Consider the following 15,624-nt stretch of genomic DNA (forward strand, 5'->3'; position numbering starts at 1 on the left):
ACAGTAATAACAAAGCAACAGTAGATTGATGGTAAAAACATAACCAATCCATACATGAACTGTCTTCAGTAAAACTTTCTCCTCGAGCGATACCTCAGTCTTTGCTAAATAAAATTGCCGAACCCACGGCCATTAAACTAAGTATATTATTTAAAGAGCAAGTTAAATAATATTGTTGCCTTGCTCAGGATCGCGAGAGCGCTCAGCTTGTTCACGAATTTCATCAGCATCACTGCTCACATCATCAATACCAGCATCCAGATGCGCAATCGGTTTGACTTTTTGATCTTGCGTAGTGGGTTGTTCCGGAGTCTTTTGTGCTTGCTCACTTGGTGCATTTAAAATAATCCGTTCACGAGCATCATCAGGCATACTAATACCATGCGCGTTAAAGCTATTAACCATTTCACGCATCAATTGCGACGCTACCTTAACCGGGCTGTTTTGCTCACTATTAACCCAAAAGTAAATACTGAGATTGATAGTGGCTGAGCCTAATTCATCAAGTAACACCTGTGGGGCCGGATCTTTTAGCACAGCAGCTTGTTTATCCATTAAACTCAGCGCTAACTGCTGAGTGTTACGTATATCGTTATCGTAACCTATGCCTATTTTATAGTGACCGCGCATTTTCGGATTAGCAGTAAGGTTTTTAATCACATTTTTATAAACAGTCGCATTAGGTATTTGAATATGATTACCATCAAAATCAACTAATGTGGTCGCCCGCGCAGTGACCTTTTTTACTACCCCTAAGCAGCCATCGACTTCAATAACATCATCAATACGAAAAGGACGTTGCACACTTAATAGCATGCTCGATATAAAGTTCTCTGCAATATCACGAAATGCAAAACCTAAGATTAGCCCGACTAATCCAGTACCGCTCATTATCGCCACGGCAAATTCACTTAAGCCTGCTAAGCGTAAAAATAAATAAACTCCAAACAAAATGATCACAGTACTAATAAAGCGACGAGCAACAACATGCAATAACCGCCTTTCACTTACATAGCCAATAGGTTTCACTAATAAATAAGACACAGGCTTTGCTAAAAAATAGCACACGATTATTGCTGCTATACCTAAAGTGAGAGCGGGTAACATTTGCCAAGCACTTTGTAAAAAATGCGCAATTTGTGAGTTTATACCTTGCCAAGATACTGGCGCTAAAGGATCCGCGTTGGTACTCGTTGTTTGTATTTTTAATGCGCTAATAATTTGATTATTAATACTATTCATTATTTCCATATGTAACTCATGCGCTCTTTATTGATGAAACCATTAATTCTGTAGAAGCAAATTAAACGCCAACTTAAGCTGGCAAGCACCTTGCACCCTAACTTCTAATAAATAGTGACTAATAACCATCAGCAAGGAATAAAATATGGCACATAAACCACGTGGCTACACAGCAGATAAACCAACCGAGATCCCCTTGCTGGGCTGGTGGGATATCAGCAAGCGGGTATATCAAAGTATGTCGCAAGATAACTTATCCTTTGTTGCCGCTGGTGTCGCCTTTTACGCATTACTCGCTATTTTTCCAGCACTGGCAGCCTGTGTTTCGCTGTATGCTTATTTCGCCTCTACGGCGGATGTTAGTGAACAGATTAGTAAGTTTATTACTTTATTGCCACCAAGCAGCCGAGAAATCGTTCTACAACAGGTATCTGAAGTTACCCAACAATCACAAAAAGTGTTAAGTGTTAGTGCAATAAGCACGTTGTTATTAACCACATGGAGTAGCAGTAAGGGCTGCCAAGCACTGATCACAGCCTGCAATATTACCTACCATGAGCAAACCAAAAGGCAGTTTTTCAAAGCGCTTTTAGTGCGCTTTCTATTCTCTATTGGCGCTATATTGGTCGCAGTAATCGCATTATTAATCATTGGTATATTGCCTATCGCACTCAATATTGTTGGTCTAGAAAACAGTATCGATACGGTGATCAAATTACTCACTTGGCTATTACTAGCAGCGACTTTTCATTTTGCTTTAGCTTTTGTATATCGTTATGCACCCCATAGAAAAGCGGCAAAGTGGCGTTGGGTTACAACTGGTTCAGTAATGGCGACAGGACTTTGGATCATCGCATCATTAGGGTTTTCATATTATGTATCACAATTTGCCTCGTACAATGAAACCTATGGTTCTTTAGCCGGGGTCGTGATCATGTTGATGTGGTTGTATATCAGCGCCTATATCATTATTTTTGGCGCTGCGATTAATGCCAGCACCGAACAACAAACCATGGTTGATAGCACCGTAGGACCTGCACATCAGTCTGGCAATCGCGGGGCTTTTGTAGCGGATAACCTAACGAAAAAACAAAAATCAGAACGTTCTGTTAAAACGAATGAATAGTGCTATTTTTACCCATGGTTGTTTAATTTTATTGTGTTTAAATAATACCATACAAGATTCGGAGCAAAGCAATGAAAGTAATAAAACAACTCAATAGCCATGCAACCCAAGATGGTGATGGCGTAAATATTAGCCGGATACCAGGCTTTGATGGTAAGCATTTAGATCCTTTTTTAATGATCGACGAATTAAAATCCGACGATCACAGTGACTTTATGGGTGGGTTTCCTGCCCACCCGCATCGTGGTATCGAAACCTTTACCTACATTATTAAAGGCGGCTTTGAACACCAAGATCAAATGGGCAATAAAAAAGCTATTCGCGCAGGTGATGTGCAATGGATGAGTACCGCCTTTGGCGTTATCCATAGCGAAATGCCACTTGCCGATGCGATTGAGGGGATGCATGGCTTTCAAATTTGGCTCAATATGCCAAGCACTGAAAAGCTCAGAGCACCGAAATATCAAGATACTACTGAGCACCCTGCACCTGAACATAAAAATAGTCAAGGTGTTGAACTAAAAGCACTGGCTGGCAGTTGGCAATTTGACCAGCAAACTCAGGTTTCAAGCCTACAAGAACTAGCAGCCAATGGCATGCTAGCAGATGTAACATTACCTGTAGGCACTGAGTTTGCTCATCCACCACTGACACAAAGCAAGGTGATGATTTATATTCATACCGGCTCTATCAACACCGAACAAGGTGGTCCAGTAATGGCTGGCAGCCTACTTATTTTAGAGCCCGGTAGTGATATTAAATTTAGCTCGCAAAGCGGCGCTGGGGTACTTATTTTAGCCGGTGATCCGCTTAATGAACCTATTGCTCACATGGGCCCGTTTGTGATGAATACGCAAGATCAATTACGAGAAGCAATTAGTGATTACCAAAGCGGTAAATTTGGTAGCTTTTAAAACACGATATAGGAGTCAATTATGGGATTACTAGTCAACGGTAAATGGCAAGATAAATGGTACGACACCGATAAAAGCGATGGTGAGTTTAAACGCGAGTCTGCACAATTACGTAACTGGGTAACCAAAGATGGCAGCGCAGGCCCAACTGGTGAGGCGGGCTTTAAGGCACAGAAAGGCCGTTATCATTTATATGTTTCATTAGCCTGCCCATGGGCGCACCGCACCTTGATTTTTAGAAAATTAAAAGGCCTTGAAGACTATATTGATGTCTCTGTGGTTAGCCCAGATATGTTAAATAACGGTTGGACGTTTGATAAAAACAACCACAGCACTGGAGATGCACTTTTTGATAAGCAATTTATGCATCAAATATACACCGAAAATAAAGCAGATTATTCCGGAAGAGTAACTGTGCCTGTGCTTTGGGATAAACAGCAAAATAAAATAGTCAGTAATGAATCTGCTGAAATCATTCGCATGTTTAACAGCGCCTTCAATGATTTAACTGGCAATAAACTAGACTTTTACCCAAATAACTTGCACGCTGAAATCGATGCAATTAATGAGCTGGTGTACAACAACATTAATAATGGCGTGTATCGTACTGGGTTTGCGACCACTCAAAAAGCCTATGAAGAGGCATTTAATGACTTATTCACTGCATTAGACAAAGTCGAAAGTATTTTACTCAAGCAGCGCTATTTGGTGGGCAACACCCTAACCGAAGCAGATTGGCGATTATTTACCACGCTAATACGCTTTGACAGTGTGTATGTTGGGCATTTTAAATGTAATCTGCGTACTATCGAAAATTACCCGGCACTGAGTGAATACTTACGTGAGCTTTATCAAGTTGCTGGCGTTAAAGAAACCGTTGATTTTTATCATATCAAACGACATTATTATTTTAGTCATACCATGATCAACCCAACGCAAATCGTCCCTAAAGGGCCCAATATTGATTACGCTCGCGAGCATAATCGCGGTTAACCAATTTATACTACCCCTGCAAAATGGCAGGGGTAGTTTAGGCCTTTTGATAACCACCACAAATCACAATAATGCCTTTTAAAGCTTTGATCACCACTGTATTGTATTGATAATATAACCAAAATAACTTTTTTCACCGACCAGATTTACTCTTTTATTCTTGAGCGTTAATAATTCAGCTTTATCTAAATACCATCTTATTGAATGTGTTTCTTCACTTGCTAAATCGGAAAACTTTAATTCTACGCAGTGCGGCTCATAGTCACTACTACATGTTGTTGCCTCGACTAATAAATATTCTTGCGACCAATACTCAGCCAATTGATAATTTGCCCATAACTGTATTGGGATATTGATGAATGTCCAAAAGTAAAAGTAAATAAACACGGGACTAAAAAGCAGCGTAAAATACTTAACTAAACGTCCCTCAGCAATAAAATGCTTATCTAAGCTTTCCTTCACTTGAGCAAAATTCTTATACTGACTAAAAAAGTAACCAATCGTCAGCACTGTCAGCGAGGGTAAAACCCATTTTAAAATAAAATTGTAATTAGCATTAGGGATAAATGCGGGATCCACACTTTCATACCAGATGAAAAAAACGCAAGGCATAAAACAGGTAATCAATAATATTAAAATAATCCAAAAAAGCTGAGGTTTTGCCATAGAAATTTAAAGTCCTTATAATTTATGACCTGAGATAGCGTAACAAATGCCTATTATACAAACTGTTGCAGTTATAGTTTACTACTCTCAATATTTATTATTTGAACAAACTCTTTAAATTTTTACTATAGGTACGACTGACTTTAAGTGTTTTACCACTTTGTAATACAGCCGTGTATTCAGAGTTTCTAAGTGGATTAAGTTGCTTTATATGGCTTAAATTTACAATCGTTGATTTATGTATTCGCAGGAAATCTTCAGGCAAGGTGTTTTTTTCAAGCTCTTTTAAACGAGCACGCATTACGTGTGTTTCAGCAGGTGTGTGTACACACATATAATCCCCCGCCGCATCAATCCATAAAATATCTTTAAACGGAATAATTTGAATTGGGTTTTTAGCATCTTGAATAACTAAATTCTCGGCTTCAAACTTATAGTCAGAATTACCCGCCACTTCTAGTGGCTGCGATTCATTGATCACCAGCGATTGGTGCACTTCAATAAGTTCGGTTTTTCTGTTTAGCTTTTCTGTTTTAATAACTCTTTCAATGGCTTCTGCAAGGCGAGCTAACTTAACGGGCTTAAGTAAATAATCCAGCGCCCTCACCTCAAAAGCTTTAACAGCATGTTGATGAAATGCCGTAACAAAGATAACCGCAGGGCAGCTCTCTGGTTGAAAATGTTTAATTAATTCAAAACCTGACTTTGTTGGCATTTCTATATCTAGAAACACTAAATCTACATCATATTCGTTAAGTACTTTAATTGCTTCATCAACACTTTGTGCACTGCCAATCACTTCAATTTCAGCAAAGGCTTCTAAGCGAATACGCAAACCTTCAATAGCACTGTATTCGTCATCAACGAGTAACGTTTTTAATTGAATCATGATTGCAAACCATTAATTGGAAGAGAGATACAAAACCACGCACCACCGGTAGTCGCATTGCCTTTTTCAATTCGGTGACTATTACCATATATTAATTTTAAGCGTTGCTCACAATTAGCCAAGCCGATGCCTCTTTTGGTTTTTTTATTATCATCAAAGCCTTTACCAGTATCAGCAACTTTAATGAGCAATGCGGATTTTGTTTTTTCAACATTAATTGTGATCACCATTTTTTGATCTGCTCGCATACCATGTTTTAACGCGTTTTCTACCAATGGTTGAATTAATAAAGAAGGTATTAATAAATCGTTGCATGGTTCATCAACGCTAATATTAACCTCTAGCTTGTCAGCAAATCGGCATTGTTCAATATCTAGGTAGGTTCTTAACATTGCGATTTCTTCTTTGATAGCTACTTTTTCAAGTGGGTCGGTATATAAACTATGGCGCAATAAGTCACATAGTTTTTCAAGCATGTTTACTGCCTGCAAGCTTTCTTTTTTCAATATTAACGTGCAAATGGCGTTAATACTATTGAACATAAAATGCGGGTTAAGCTGATATCGAAGCATTTTTAGCTGTGACTCTTTCGCTAAATGGGTTGCTTCTGCGGCCTTTTGAGTTTGCTCAAGATTATCTAAATAAATTTTGATCCCGTAATAAAAGGCAGTCCATGTTGAAAGCATGGTTAACGAGGCTGACGTCCATGTACCAAAGTCAAACCATGACATTGAAAGCCACCAGTTACCATATAACCACTGCAAGGAAATCCATTTAATTTGCGTCCAGAGTAATGTTGCAATTAGAAGCAGCATAATACGTAACGCGACTTTAACTTTGAGCTCTTGCTGACTAAAACAGTTGTAAAATCGTCTTAACGTTAAAGTGATCAAAAAGCCACACGCTACATCAATAATTAAATGCGGTATATGTATTGTCCATGGCTCTTCGCTTGGTATTTTTATCATTAATTCGGTCAGCATTGCATAGACAATCCAACCACAACTTTGGAATAACCAGAACAACTGACTTCTAGGGTTATTACTATTCACATTATTAAATCCAATGTTATAGGCTGTTGATTAATAAACGTTAATCAACAGCCATAGGGTATTACTTTGCACACGTTAATGATAATGAGTCATTACTCGGTTTTATAGTCAACGCCACATCAGCAATTGCTAAACTTAAATTTTGACTGGTAATGCGCAGCGCGTCTGTTATTTTTTGCTCAGCAAGTCCGCTATCACCACAGTGCAAAGGGATTGCTAGAGTATGCCAACTTTTGTCTGTCATTAATTGTGAAAACGATGAAAAATCAATATTCCTTAAGCAATGATTTTCGCTACACATGACTTGCAAGTTTGCTCCTTGTTCAGGAGCTTTATCTATGCGCATTTTTAATTCAAGGTAACCTGCACTAAATTTACTATCTAGCTGTTTAGGCTCTAGGTGACTCAAGCTAACAGCGGCTTGTGCGCGCCAATTAAAGCCACGGCCATCTTCTTGATAAGATAAATTGACTGATTGCATAAGTAAACTTTGTTTATCGCCACTGGTTGCTGATGCACCACTGGCTAACACCTTTTCTGTGCTTGTATCTGCCAGTTGCCAAGTCATATTTTTGGCTAAGTTTCTTACAAACAGGGGATGTGAGTCACTATTAACCATTTTTTTAGGGCTGGTTTTCTCACTCAAAACAGACACATTTATTTTGTCCTGATAAGTTAAGCCATAGCCATAAGCAAATAATGGATCATAGTCAGCATCGTTTAAGTTTAACGTAAATTGGTCATCATATTTAGGCCATGAAAAACTCAACTTACCGCTGAAATCAAACTGGGCTTTACCTTGGCTATTAGTTAATAGTACATCTGCAACGCCCTCACCTTCAGAGCCTGGTAGCCAAGCAGCAACAAAGGCATCCGATGCGTTGAGCTCTTTATTAACCCACAACGGGCGGCCGCTTAAGAATACCGTTACTACAGGAATATTATCAGCTTTAAGCTGCTTTAATAACGCAAGCGCATGTTTAGTTTCATGCTGAAACTCAAGCATCTCGATGTCACCAAACCATTCTGCATAAGGTTCTTCACCGATCACCACGATGGCTACATCTGGCTTGCTAGTATACTCACCAGACTCGCTCAAAGTGATCTCACCACCCGCTTTTGTTACTTGCGACTGTAAACCCGCATAAATAGAGGTCGCATTTGGAAAGTCACTATTGGTATTGTCTGTGCCCTGCCAAGAAACGCTCCAGCCACCCGCTTGCATATTAATTGCATTCGCGCCTTTGCCGGCAACTAAGATGCGGCTACTCGCTTTGATTGGCAGCACGTTTTCGTTGTTTTTTAATAGAACGAGTGACTTACGAACCGCTTCTCTTGCCAAAGTACGATGCTCATTAGCACCTAACCACTGCGGGTGTTGTGATTCAGGTCGCGCTGATGGTTTGCTCTTCGAAAATACCCCCCAACGGATTTTAGCCCTTAAAAAGCGCCTAACGGCATCGTTAATTCTTGATTCTGCGATTACACCGTCTTTCACTTGCTTAACAGTATTATGATAAAACGCTTCAAAATGCTCTGGCACCATGATCACATCAACGCCCGCGTTAATTGCTTGCGCACATTGCTCTAAATCGCAGCCTTCTACAAACTTGTGAGCATTCCAATCACTGACTATAAACCCATCAAAACCAAGTTGGTTTTTAAGTACATCCGTTAATAAATGTTTATCGCCATGTACACGTTTGCCATTCCAACTATTAAATGATGCCATCACTGATTGCACACCTTCATTAATAGCCGAAAAATAACCTGCGCTGTGAATATCTCTTAATCCTTTTTCATCGATAAGCGTATTTCCGCGATCAACGCCTCGCTCTGTACCACCATCGCCCACAAAATGTTTTGCGGTTGCAATACGGTTACTGCCTTTTAAAAAGTCAGCCCCTATATCACCTTGAATACCTGTCACCATACTACCCGCATACAGCCTAACTAATTCAGGGTCTTCTGAGTAACTTTCATAGGTTCTGCCCCAGCGATCATCTCTGACTACAGCGACAGTAGGAGCAAAACTCCATTCAATCCCAGTGGCAGACACTTCTTTTGCTGTTGCTTGGCCTATGCGCTTAATTAAGTCGGCATCGTGCGCAGCTCCTAAGCCAATATTGTGCGGAAATAATGTAGCGCCATACACATTGCTATGTCCATGCATGGCATCAGTACCCCAAATAGTCGGTATTGCAATACCGTCTTTCGTTGAGTCCATTGATGCTAGGTACATTTCATCGGCATATTTTAGCCATGTGGCCTGATCAGCGCGTTTGTCGCCATAGGGCGCAGTATTACCGCCATTGAGGTATGAACCAAACCCATATTTGCGCATTTGTTCAACACTTAAATAACCAATTTCGGGCTGAATCATTTGCGCCACTTTTTGCTCTATGGTCATCTTTGCCAGTAGTTGTTCAATTTGCGCTTCTACAGCGGGATCGCGTTTAAGTTTAGTGTTTACATAAGGCCAGTTGACTTGCTCACGCTCTGCACTGAATGAATATTGACAAGTAAGCGCCCCAACTACGGGCAATAAGCAAAATAATAATTTAGAATATTTGATTTGAGACATTAAAAACCTTCGAGATTAAATTCTATTTATAGATACAAACTTCTTAATTTTATTGGGGAATGTACTCAATAAAATCATAGTACGCCCACGAAGGGCTGCCGTAGTATTGACCTGGGAAGTAATAGCCTTCGGTTGAGTTATCACCATTCCATTGGTTAATCATTATTTTTGTATTATCCATCGGCCATGCATACGCGGGAATTTCATTTTCAGCTAAATGACCATCGCCATTGTCTTTGTAGAGCACTCTTAATGTTTGCTCATTTCCTTGAGCGTCGTATAGGTACCAACGAATCGAGTTGCTAGACCAATCAAAGCCAATAGTTAATAAGTTCTCTCTGTAATCAAGCCCAAACTGACTTAAGTCGATGTCCTTTTCCCAGCTTTGATAAGTGCCACCTTGCGGCTGATAAATCACATTGGTATGAACAACGTTCCCAAGGGAGGGTAAAAGCTCAATATCTATCTCTTGCCATGCTCTGCCGGGTGAATCCCACCACGATGTGTAAGTAAAAATGGAAGACACAGTGCCTTGCGTATTCCCTGACTTAACACTGCCTTGCACCTTGCCAAAGCCATAGAAATTATTACTTTGCAGCTCAGCACATGCGCCTTGTGATAATGAAAGCGTGATCCCCTGTTGGCTTGGGTTAATCATTGCAGGGGAAAATTCACAGCCAAAAGGCGAGCCATTGTCGCCACTTCGCGCATTCCAAATGGTATTATCGTAACCCCATGAAAAATTATCTTTAAAATAATTGGCATATGTAAAAGGTGAAATAAACACACAACCTGCAACTAACGAGCTAATAAGCTTAGTTTTCATTATTGATCCTTATTTAAATTGTATACCTCCCACAGTGGTATATTGACTGTGGGAAGTTTAATTGTGGTTAGGTTATCTAGAATGAAAAACCAGCTCTTACACCGTAATACCTTGGCATACCAAAGCTGCCTTTTGGAATTCCTTTGCTAGTATTATTCCAATATTGAATAGTTTCATCAGAGGCATTATTAACGAATACTTCTGCGTACCAGCTTTGTCCTTGCGGCTCATATTTAATTGACGCATTATAGACTGCAAATGCATCTCGGCTATCGTCAATGTATTTTGTCGCCTCGTCCGACACGCTAAAGTCCATATCATCTAAGTGTTTATCAACATTCCATACTGTTGAGTACGATTCATCTTTCCAGCTCGCATTAAGCCAACTATGGATAAAACCATATTCACCTAAATCAAATGTATGTGTGTAGCTGATGTTTGCCGTGAACTTAGGCGTCATCGCTAGGTTATTGCCTTTAAGATTGGTTGATAGCAGTGTATTTTCAGGATTTTTTGATTCCTCATAAGAAATATCAAAAAGATACTCAGCATCGTAATCCCACTTAGTATTCCAATCGTCCGTCACTTTGGCATCGGTCCAGGTTACATAACCGGTGATACGCCCGCTTGGATATGGCTTCCAATCAAACTCAAGCTCAATACCTTTGATTGTTGAACTAGGAACATTTTGTGTGTAATAAGCAATCACAGGCTTGTTTTGAAAATCAAGTACAGGCTCGCCATTACTATCTAAAACGGGAGAGCCATCTTCATCTTCTACCACAGATAAGCGTTCTACGTTACCGATTGAGCCCACTGATGCGTATTGCATGTCGGTGTAATCTGTGTAGAAAAATGCGGCTTTCAAGTTTAATGAATTATCAAAAAAGCTCGATTTAGCGCCAAGCTCCCATGTAAGTACTTCTTCTGGGTCGAACTTAGTTTCAAAGCGTGTTACGTCACCGGTTCTATCATTTACGACTTCATATACATCACCAATTCCACCAGCTTTAAAACCACTGGCAAGGTAGGTATAAACCATCGTTTCAGGTGAAATGTCGTAGTCTAAACCAACACGAAAGTCATGATGCTGCCAACTTCCTTTATTATCGTTTGCAAAGTATGACGCATAAATTGAAGGATCTTCGTAGTAATCAACTGGTAAGTTATTTAGATCCGTTCTATTTAACCAACCTACGGCGCAGCCATCGGCATTAGAGCAGCGATATGTTTTACCCCCTTTATCTTCTTTCGTTTCATCACTAAAACGATAACCAAGTGTTAGATGTAATTTTTCAGTTAAATTGTATGTACCTTGGCCAAACAAAGCGAATGCGTCTGTAGAGCGATCAGGTTGATCCCAAAAGGCTTTATCGTCCATTGGGTTATCGTAATAACCTAAGGTCGTGGTTTTTTCGTGGAAATAGTTAGCACCAACAATCCAAATAAAATCGCCGTATTCGTCAGATTGTAATTGCACTTCTGTAGAAAAAGATTCAGCACCAGTGCCATCTAAAAAGTACGTTGCCCCATCCCAAGGATCGAGGCCGACTTCGCTATCTTGTGCTGAAGAGCGTTCCATATCCTCATAGCCAAGTAGCCACACAAGCGAATATTCATCATTTATATCGTAGTTAAGGGTATTTCTAAGATAGGTGATATCTAAATTAAGCTTACCAGGCACATTCACAACAGCTTGATATGTATTATCACTGGGTAAAAAGTTTGTGCAATCGCCGCCCAGCTCTTCACTTCTACCGCGAATTTTATCGCAATTAACTAAATCGAGATTATTGTTGCTGTTATTAACGTACTTTTGAAAAACGGTATGATTTGAAAAGCCACCATCTAACGGCTCCCAAAGCGTACTAATTCTAAAAGAGTATTCATTAGCGTTGTTATAAAAGTCGTCTTTTTCTGCGGGGGTTAATTGGCGAACTTTTTGTGCCTCTGGATTTGTGCCTGCGCCATCAATCCACCAGTTTTCTCGCTGCGTGACTGTTTGACCAATACCCTGATAAGAATCCTCTGATATAACAGGAGCATTGAGTATATCGTCGCTTAATCGTCTTGAGTCGTATTGGTTAGGATCGTAGTAACCCTCAAGGTAAGAATCTCGTTTTAATCCTTTGCCAGAAAACCGTACTGCAAATTCGTCATTAATTGGAATATTAATTACGCCATCAATATTTTTGCTGTTGTATTTTCCTGCTTCAACGTTCACATTGCCATATAAATGAGTGAATTCAGGCTTTGCTGAAATAACATTAATGCTACCAACTGTAGAGTTTCGACCAAATAATGTGCCTTGTGGCCCCCTTAATGCCTCAACTCGTTCAATGTCATACATCAGAGCTAGCGCTCCTTGCATTCTTGGCGAATAAATACCGTCAAGGTGAACGCCAACAGCAGGGTCGCCAAGCTCAGTAATATTGGTAGAGCGTACGCCACGCATCGAGATAACAGGTGCTGATTGATCCGTCGCTGTGGAGATATCTAACCCTGGCACTAGATTAGCAATATCTTTAACACTATTTACGCCATTTTGCCTGAGCTCAGCCTCCGTTAATGCTGTAATAGCAACAGGGGTTTCCATTAACTTTGTTTTACGTTTGGTTGCTGTTACAGAGATAACCTCTAAGGAGGTACTTTGTTTTTGCGCAGTGTTGCTTTCATTCGTATTCGTTGGATTATTCGTAGCAGCTTGTTGGGCATGTAACGGGAATGAGCAAGCCAATGCTACGGCAATTGATAATGCTTTTTTATTTATTGTGTGCATATTCGACCTTTTGATGTGTGTGTAAAACGTTAAGGTTTGTTACTTTTATTTAACAGTCTCACAGTATCCATAGGGTCTTTTTTGATTACTAGTCAAATACGCTAAGGCGAGTTAGATATAATACAAGCCGAAATTAAATCTTGGACAATAAATAAACTGACTCCTTGATTTAGTATCGACAGTCAAAAAAATTAAAAAATTATTGCATGAAAGTAAAACTGACCACCGATGCCATAAACACAAAGAAAGCGGATATAATCAGTGTGTGATGAAAAATACCATGGCATAACTTTATATACCCAAAAACGCAGGTCAATACATTAGGTAAGTTATCAAGGCTCACTCATTGTCACCTGCTAAGGCGTGATTAAAGCCATGCTTAACATGCTAAGCTCGATATAAAATACGTGGCTTTAAACACTGCCCCTATATACCCAAACCACCTCAAGATGCGAGTTTCAGTTGGAATTAAAAGCGATTTAGGCAAGGCATTGATTGCAAATAATAGTGGTTCTATTGTTAAAATCAATAACGCAGTATAAATCGCTTTTAAACCAACCCTTTGGGCGTTTCACAGGCACTTACTCTCAGCGTTGTTACTTCTTAAAAGGGACGGCCATTGTTGCAAAGTAACGCCTTGATATTAAGCACCTGTGAAACGCTGAATTCTGCATCTTGAGGTGGTTTGGGTATATTATTAACCAATCGTTTTATACACATCAATATTACTGTGAGTAAGTAGAGCACCAGCCTGTTCACCAAACGTTTTAAAATGTGGCGCTAACTTATGCTCTTCAAAGTGCTCATTTGTAGCCCATTGTTCAGTTACAATGTAATCGGTTTGCGTGTCATTATTTTTCACAGCCAGCTCGTAGCGTAAACACCCTACTTCTTTGCGCGATAACTTTTGTAAGTTATCAAGTGCACTAAGTAACGTAGCTGCATCAGCGTTTTTACATGACAGCATTGCTATAACGGTTAACATAGTTATTCCTTTGCATTAAAAAGTGCAGACTCACTGCACTTTATATTGAACACGCTTAAAACGTGTCTTGATCCCACTGCGGTGCAAAACTTGGGGTTGCTTGACGGTCGCCGCAATCGAGAGCATCAATACCCGCAATGTCTTCTTCATCAAGTTTTACGGCTTTATCATTAAAGTTATCTTCAAGATTTTTACGCTTAGTTGATGACGGAATGGTCGTCATACCCTTGGCGTTTACCCATGCAATAACCACTTGTGCAGGGCTTGCATCATGCTTCTTAGCAATATCAATAATGGTATGATCGTTTAACACTTTACCTACCACAAATGGCATATAGGCGGTGACATGAATGTCATGCTGCTGACAAAAAGCACGTAACTTGGTATTGGTTAAATAAGGGTGTACTTCTATTTGGTTGGTGAATATTTCACGTGAGTCCAGTGTTTGCATGGCTTCTTTTAAATTCGCAATAGTGAAGTTCGATACACCAATATGCTTAGTTAATCCAAGCTGCTTTGCCGTTAATAACTCAGTTAAATACTCGCTCATTGGTTCATCGTTTGATGGCGCAGGCCAATGGATCAACAATAAATCGACAGAATCGAGTTGCAGCTTGTTAAGAGACTCTTTCACACTGGCGATAAAATCGCTTTTATTCAGTTTGTTATTCCACACTTTGGTGGTAATAAATAGCTCGTCTCTAGGGATATTGCTGTCTTTTATCGCTTGGCCAACTTGCTCTTCATTGCCATAAATCTGTGCGGTATCAATATGGCGAAAGCCAACTACTAATGCCATTTTTACAGATTCATAAGCTGTTTTTCCTTCTAAGCGGAATGTCCCCATGCCTAAGTCTGGCATTTCAATTACACGTTGTGTCATAACTTTATCCTTATAAAAATAATCGGTTTAAATACAAACTCATTAGATTTCTAACCTAAGTTTTTCGAAATACACCTGTTACTTTGTTCATTTAAAATTTTTGACCTCGTAAAAGGTATGAGGCCATTAACCTTAGTTTCAAGGGCTAGAGCCTGTTTATCTTTCACAGTTACTTTTACATCCGTATGTTTGGTTTTTAGATAAGGCAGTATTAATGTAAGTAGATAGCCAGAATAAAGTGCGGAAGTTTTACTTAATTTTTTACTTAATCCACCAGATTAAAAACCTAGCGCCGTGATCAAACAGCTTATAAATTGAACAGCTTTTAATCCTGGGAGGTTAACCGGCCCTAGAACCTAATAATTATATTTATAAATGACTGCTTTATAAAAAATTGAAAGTGCATCTCTCAAGGCCGCTATTTTCAACACTGTTAGCGCTGAAAGTAGTGGCTCAAAGTCGATTTATTCTACTGCGCTTTAGGGCGTGTTGACCTTTGTGGATTAAAATTTGTTCACTCTAGGGGCGATTTAATGGCGGCGCGAGATTTGTAACCTAGTGGGCTAAGTAAAAATCGAGCAACAAAGAGTTAATCGCCCCTAGGAAGAACCCTAAGGGCAGCGCGTGTTTGGCATTGATGCTGCGTTATCGCCTATTTATGGGGAACAACCACACTACATAGGCT

Annotated in this window: 12 protein-coding genes; 3 read left to right on the forward strand and 9 right to left on the reverse strand. The window is 39.7% G+C overall.

Translation table 11 applies throughout. From position 1 onward, the window contains the following. Positions 1-162: 162 nt before the first annotated feature. Entirely contained in the window at positions 163-1,251 is a 1,089-nt protein-coding gene (locus tag H5180_RS11140; protein WP_182732206.1) for a mechanosensitive ion channel family protein, read from the reverse strand. A 136-nt stretch (positions 1,252-1,387) separates the two neighbouring features. Between H5180_RS11140 and H5180_RS11145 the strand changes: the two genes are divergently transcribed. The 3 genes from H5180_RS11145 to H5180_RS11155 all read left to right on the forward strand — a co-directional run bounded on the left by H5180_RS11145 (position 1,388) and on the right by H5180_RS11155 (position 4,275). After that, positions 1,388-2,368 carry a YihY/virulence factor BrkB family protein gene (locus H5180_RS11145; RefSeq protein ID WP_182718961.1) on the forward strand — a complete coding sequence of 327 codons (981 nt, stop codon included), beginning with the start codon at positions 1,388-1,390 and terminating at the stop codon, positions 2,366-2,368. Positions 2,369-2,439: 71 nt separating this feature from the next. After that, on the forward strand, positions 2,440-3,282 hold the full coding sequence (locus tag H5180_RS11150; RefSeq protein ID WP_182758241.1) for a pirin family protein: 843 nt from the start codon (positions 2,440-2,442) through the stop codon (positions 3,280-3,282). A 21-nt stretch (positions 3,283-3,303) separates the two neighbouring features. Further along, on the forward strand, positions 3,304-4,275 hold the full coding sequence (locus H5180_RS11155; protein ID WP_182758242.1) for a glutathione S-transferase family protein: 972 nt from the start codon (positions 3,304-3,306) through the stop codon (positions 4,273-4,275). A gap of 90 nt (positions 4,276-4,365) precedes the next feature. Here H5180_RS11155 and H5180_RS11160 read toward each other — a convergent pair whose 3' ends face one another. From H5180_RS11160 to dkgB, 8 genes are all read right to left on the reverse strand, one after another. Then, positions 4,366-4,941, reverse strand: a complete 576-nt coding sequence (locus H5180_RS11160) for a hypothetical protein (RefSeq protein ID WP_182758243.1) — start codon at positions 4,939-4,941, stop codon at positions 4,366-4,368. A 97-nt stretch (positions 4,942-5,038) separates the two neighbouring features. Beyond that, entirely contained in the window at positions 5,039-5,830 is a 792-nt protein-coding gene (locus H5180_RS11165) for a LytTR family DNA-binding domain-containing protein (protein ID WP_145241093.1), read from the reverse strand. Continuing rightward, the gene (locus H5180_RS11170; RefSeq protein WP_246175609.1) at positions 5,827-6,882 is read right to left on the reverse strand and encodes a sensor histidine kinase; all 1,056 of its coding nucleotides are present in this window, start codon (positions 6,880-6,882) and stop codon (positions 5,827-5,829) included. The genes H5180_RS11165 and H5180_RS11170 overlap by 4 nt, the downstream gene beginning before the upstream one ends. A gap of 61 nt (positions 6,883-6,943) precedes the next feature. Then, positions 6,944-9,466, reverse strand: coding sequence for a glycoside hydrolase family 3 protein (locus H5180_RS11175; protein ID WP_182758244.1), 2,523 nt, complete (start codon positions 9,464-9,466; stop codon positions 6,944-6,946). A gap of 49 nt (positions 9,467-9,515) precedes the next feature. Then, positions 9,516-10,292 (reverse strand): family 16 glycosylhydrolase, encoded by a 777-nt coding sequence (locus H5180_RS11180; RefSeq protein ID WP_182740495.1) that lies wholly within the window; start codon positions 10,290-10,292, stop codon positions 9,516-9,518. A gap of 76 nt (positions 10,293-10,368) precedes the next feature. Next, positions 10,369-13,071, reverse strand: a complete 2,703-nt coding sequence (locus H5180_RS11185) for a TonB-dependent receptor (protein WP_182758245.1) — start codon at positions 13,069-13,071, stop codon at positions 10,369-10,371. Between the two features lie 697 nt (positions 13,072-13,768). Next, positions 13,769-14,056 (reverse strand): putative quinol monooxygenase, encoded by a 288-nt coding sequence (locus H5180_RS11190; RefSeq protein ID WP_149982864.1) that lies wholly within the window; start codon positions 14,054-14,056, stop codon positions 13,769-13,771. A 55-nt stretch (positions 14,057-14,111) separates the two neighbouring features. Beyond that, positions 14,112-14,939, reverse strand: a complete 828-nt coding sequence (gene dkgB, locus H5180_RS11195; protein WP_182758246.1) for a 2,5-didehydrogluconate reductase DkgB — start codon at positions 14,937-14,939, stop codon at positions 14,112-14,114. Positions 14,940-15,624 lie beyond the last annotated feature (685 nt).

The organism is Pseudoalteromonas sp. SR41-4 (assembly GCF_014163985.1).
Taxonomy (GTDB): Bacteria; Pseudomonadota; Gammaproteobacteria; order Enterobacterales; family Alteromonadaceae; genus Pseudoalteromonas; species Pseudoalteromonas rhizosphaerae.

Coding starts and splice junctions, on each gene's coding strand:
- dkgB (WP_182758246.1), bottom strand. CDS start 14,939: ATGACACAACGTGTAATTGAAATGCCAGACTTAGGCATGGGGACATTC.
- H5180_RS11165 (WP_145241093.1), bottom strand. CDS start 5,830: ATGATTCAATTAAAAACGTTACTCGTTGATGACGAATACAGTGCTATT.
- H5180_RS11160 (WP_182758243.1), bottom strand. CDS start 4,941: ATGGCAAAACCTCAGCTTTTTTGGATTATTTTAATATTATTGATTACC.
- H5180_RS11155 (WP_182758242.1), top strand. CDS start 3,304: ATGGGATTACTAGTCAACGGTAAATGGCAAGATAAATGGTACGACACC.
- H5180_RS11145 (WP_182718961.1), top strand. CDS start 1,388: ATGGCACATAAACCACGTGGCTACACAGCAGATAAACCAACCGAGATC.
- H5180_RS11190 (WP_149982864.1), bottom strand. CDS start 14,056: ATGTTAACCGTTATAGCAATGCTGTCATGTAAAAACGCTGATGCAGCT.
- H5180_RS11180 (WP_182740495.1), bottom strand. CDS start 10,292: ATGAAAACTAAGCTTATTAGCTCGTTAGTTGCAGGTTGTGTGTTTATT.
- H5180_RS11175 (WP_182758244.1), bottom strand. CDS start 9,466: ATGTCTCAAATCAAATATTCTAAATTATTATTTTGCTTATTGCCCGTA.
- H5180_RS11185 (WP_182758245.1), bottom strand. CDS start 13,071: ATGCACACAATAAATAAAAAAGCATTATCAATTGCCGTAGCATTGGCT.
- H5180_RS11150 (WP_182758241.1), top strand. CDS start 2,440: ATGAAAGTAATAAAACAACTCAATAGCCATGCAACCCAAGATGGTGAT.
- H5180_RS11140 (WP_182732206.1), bottom strand. CDS start 1,251: ATGGAAATAATGAATAGTATTAATAATCAAATTATTAGCGCATTAAAA.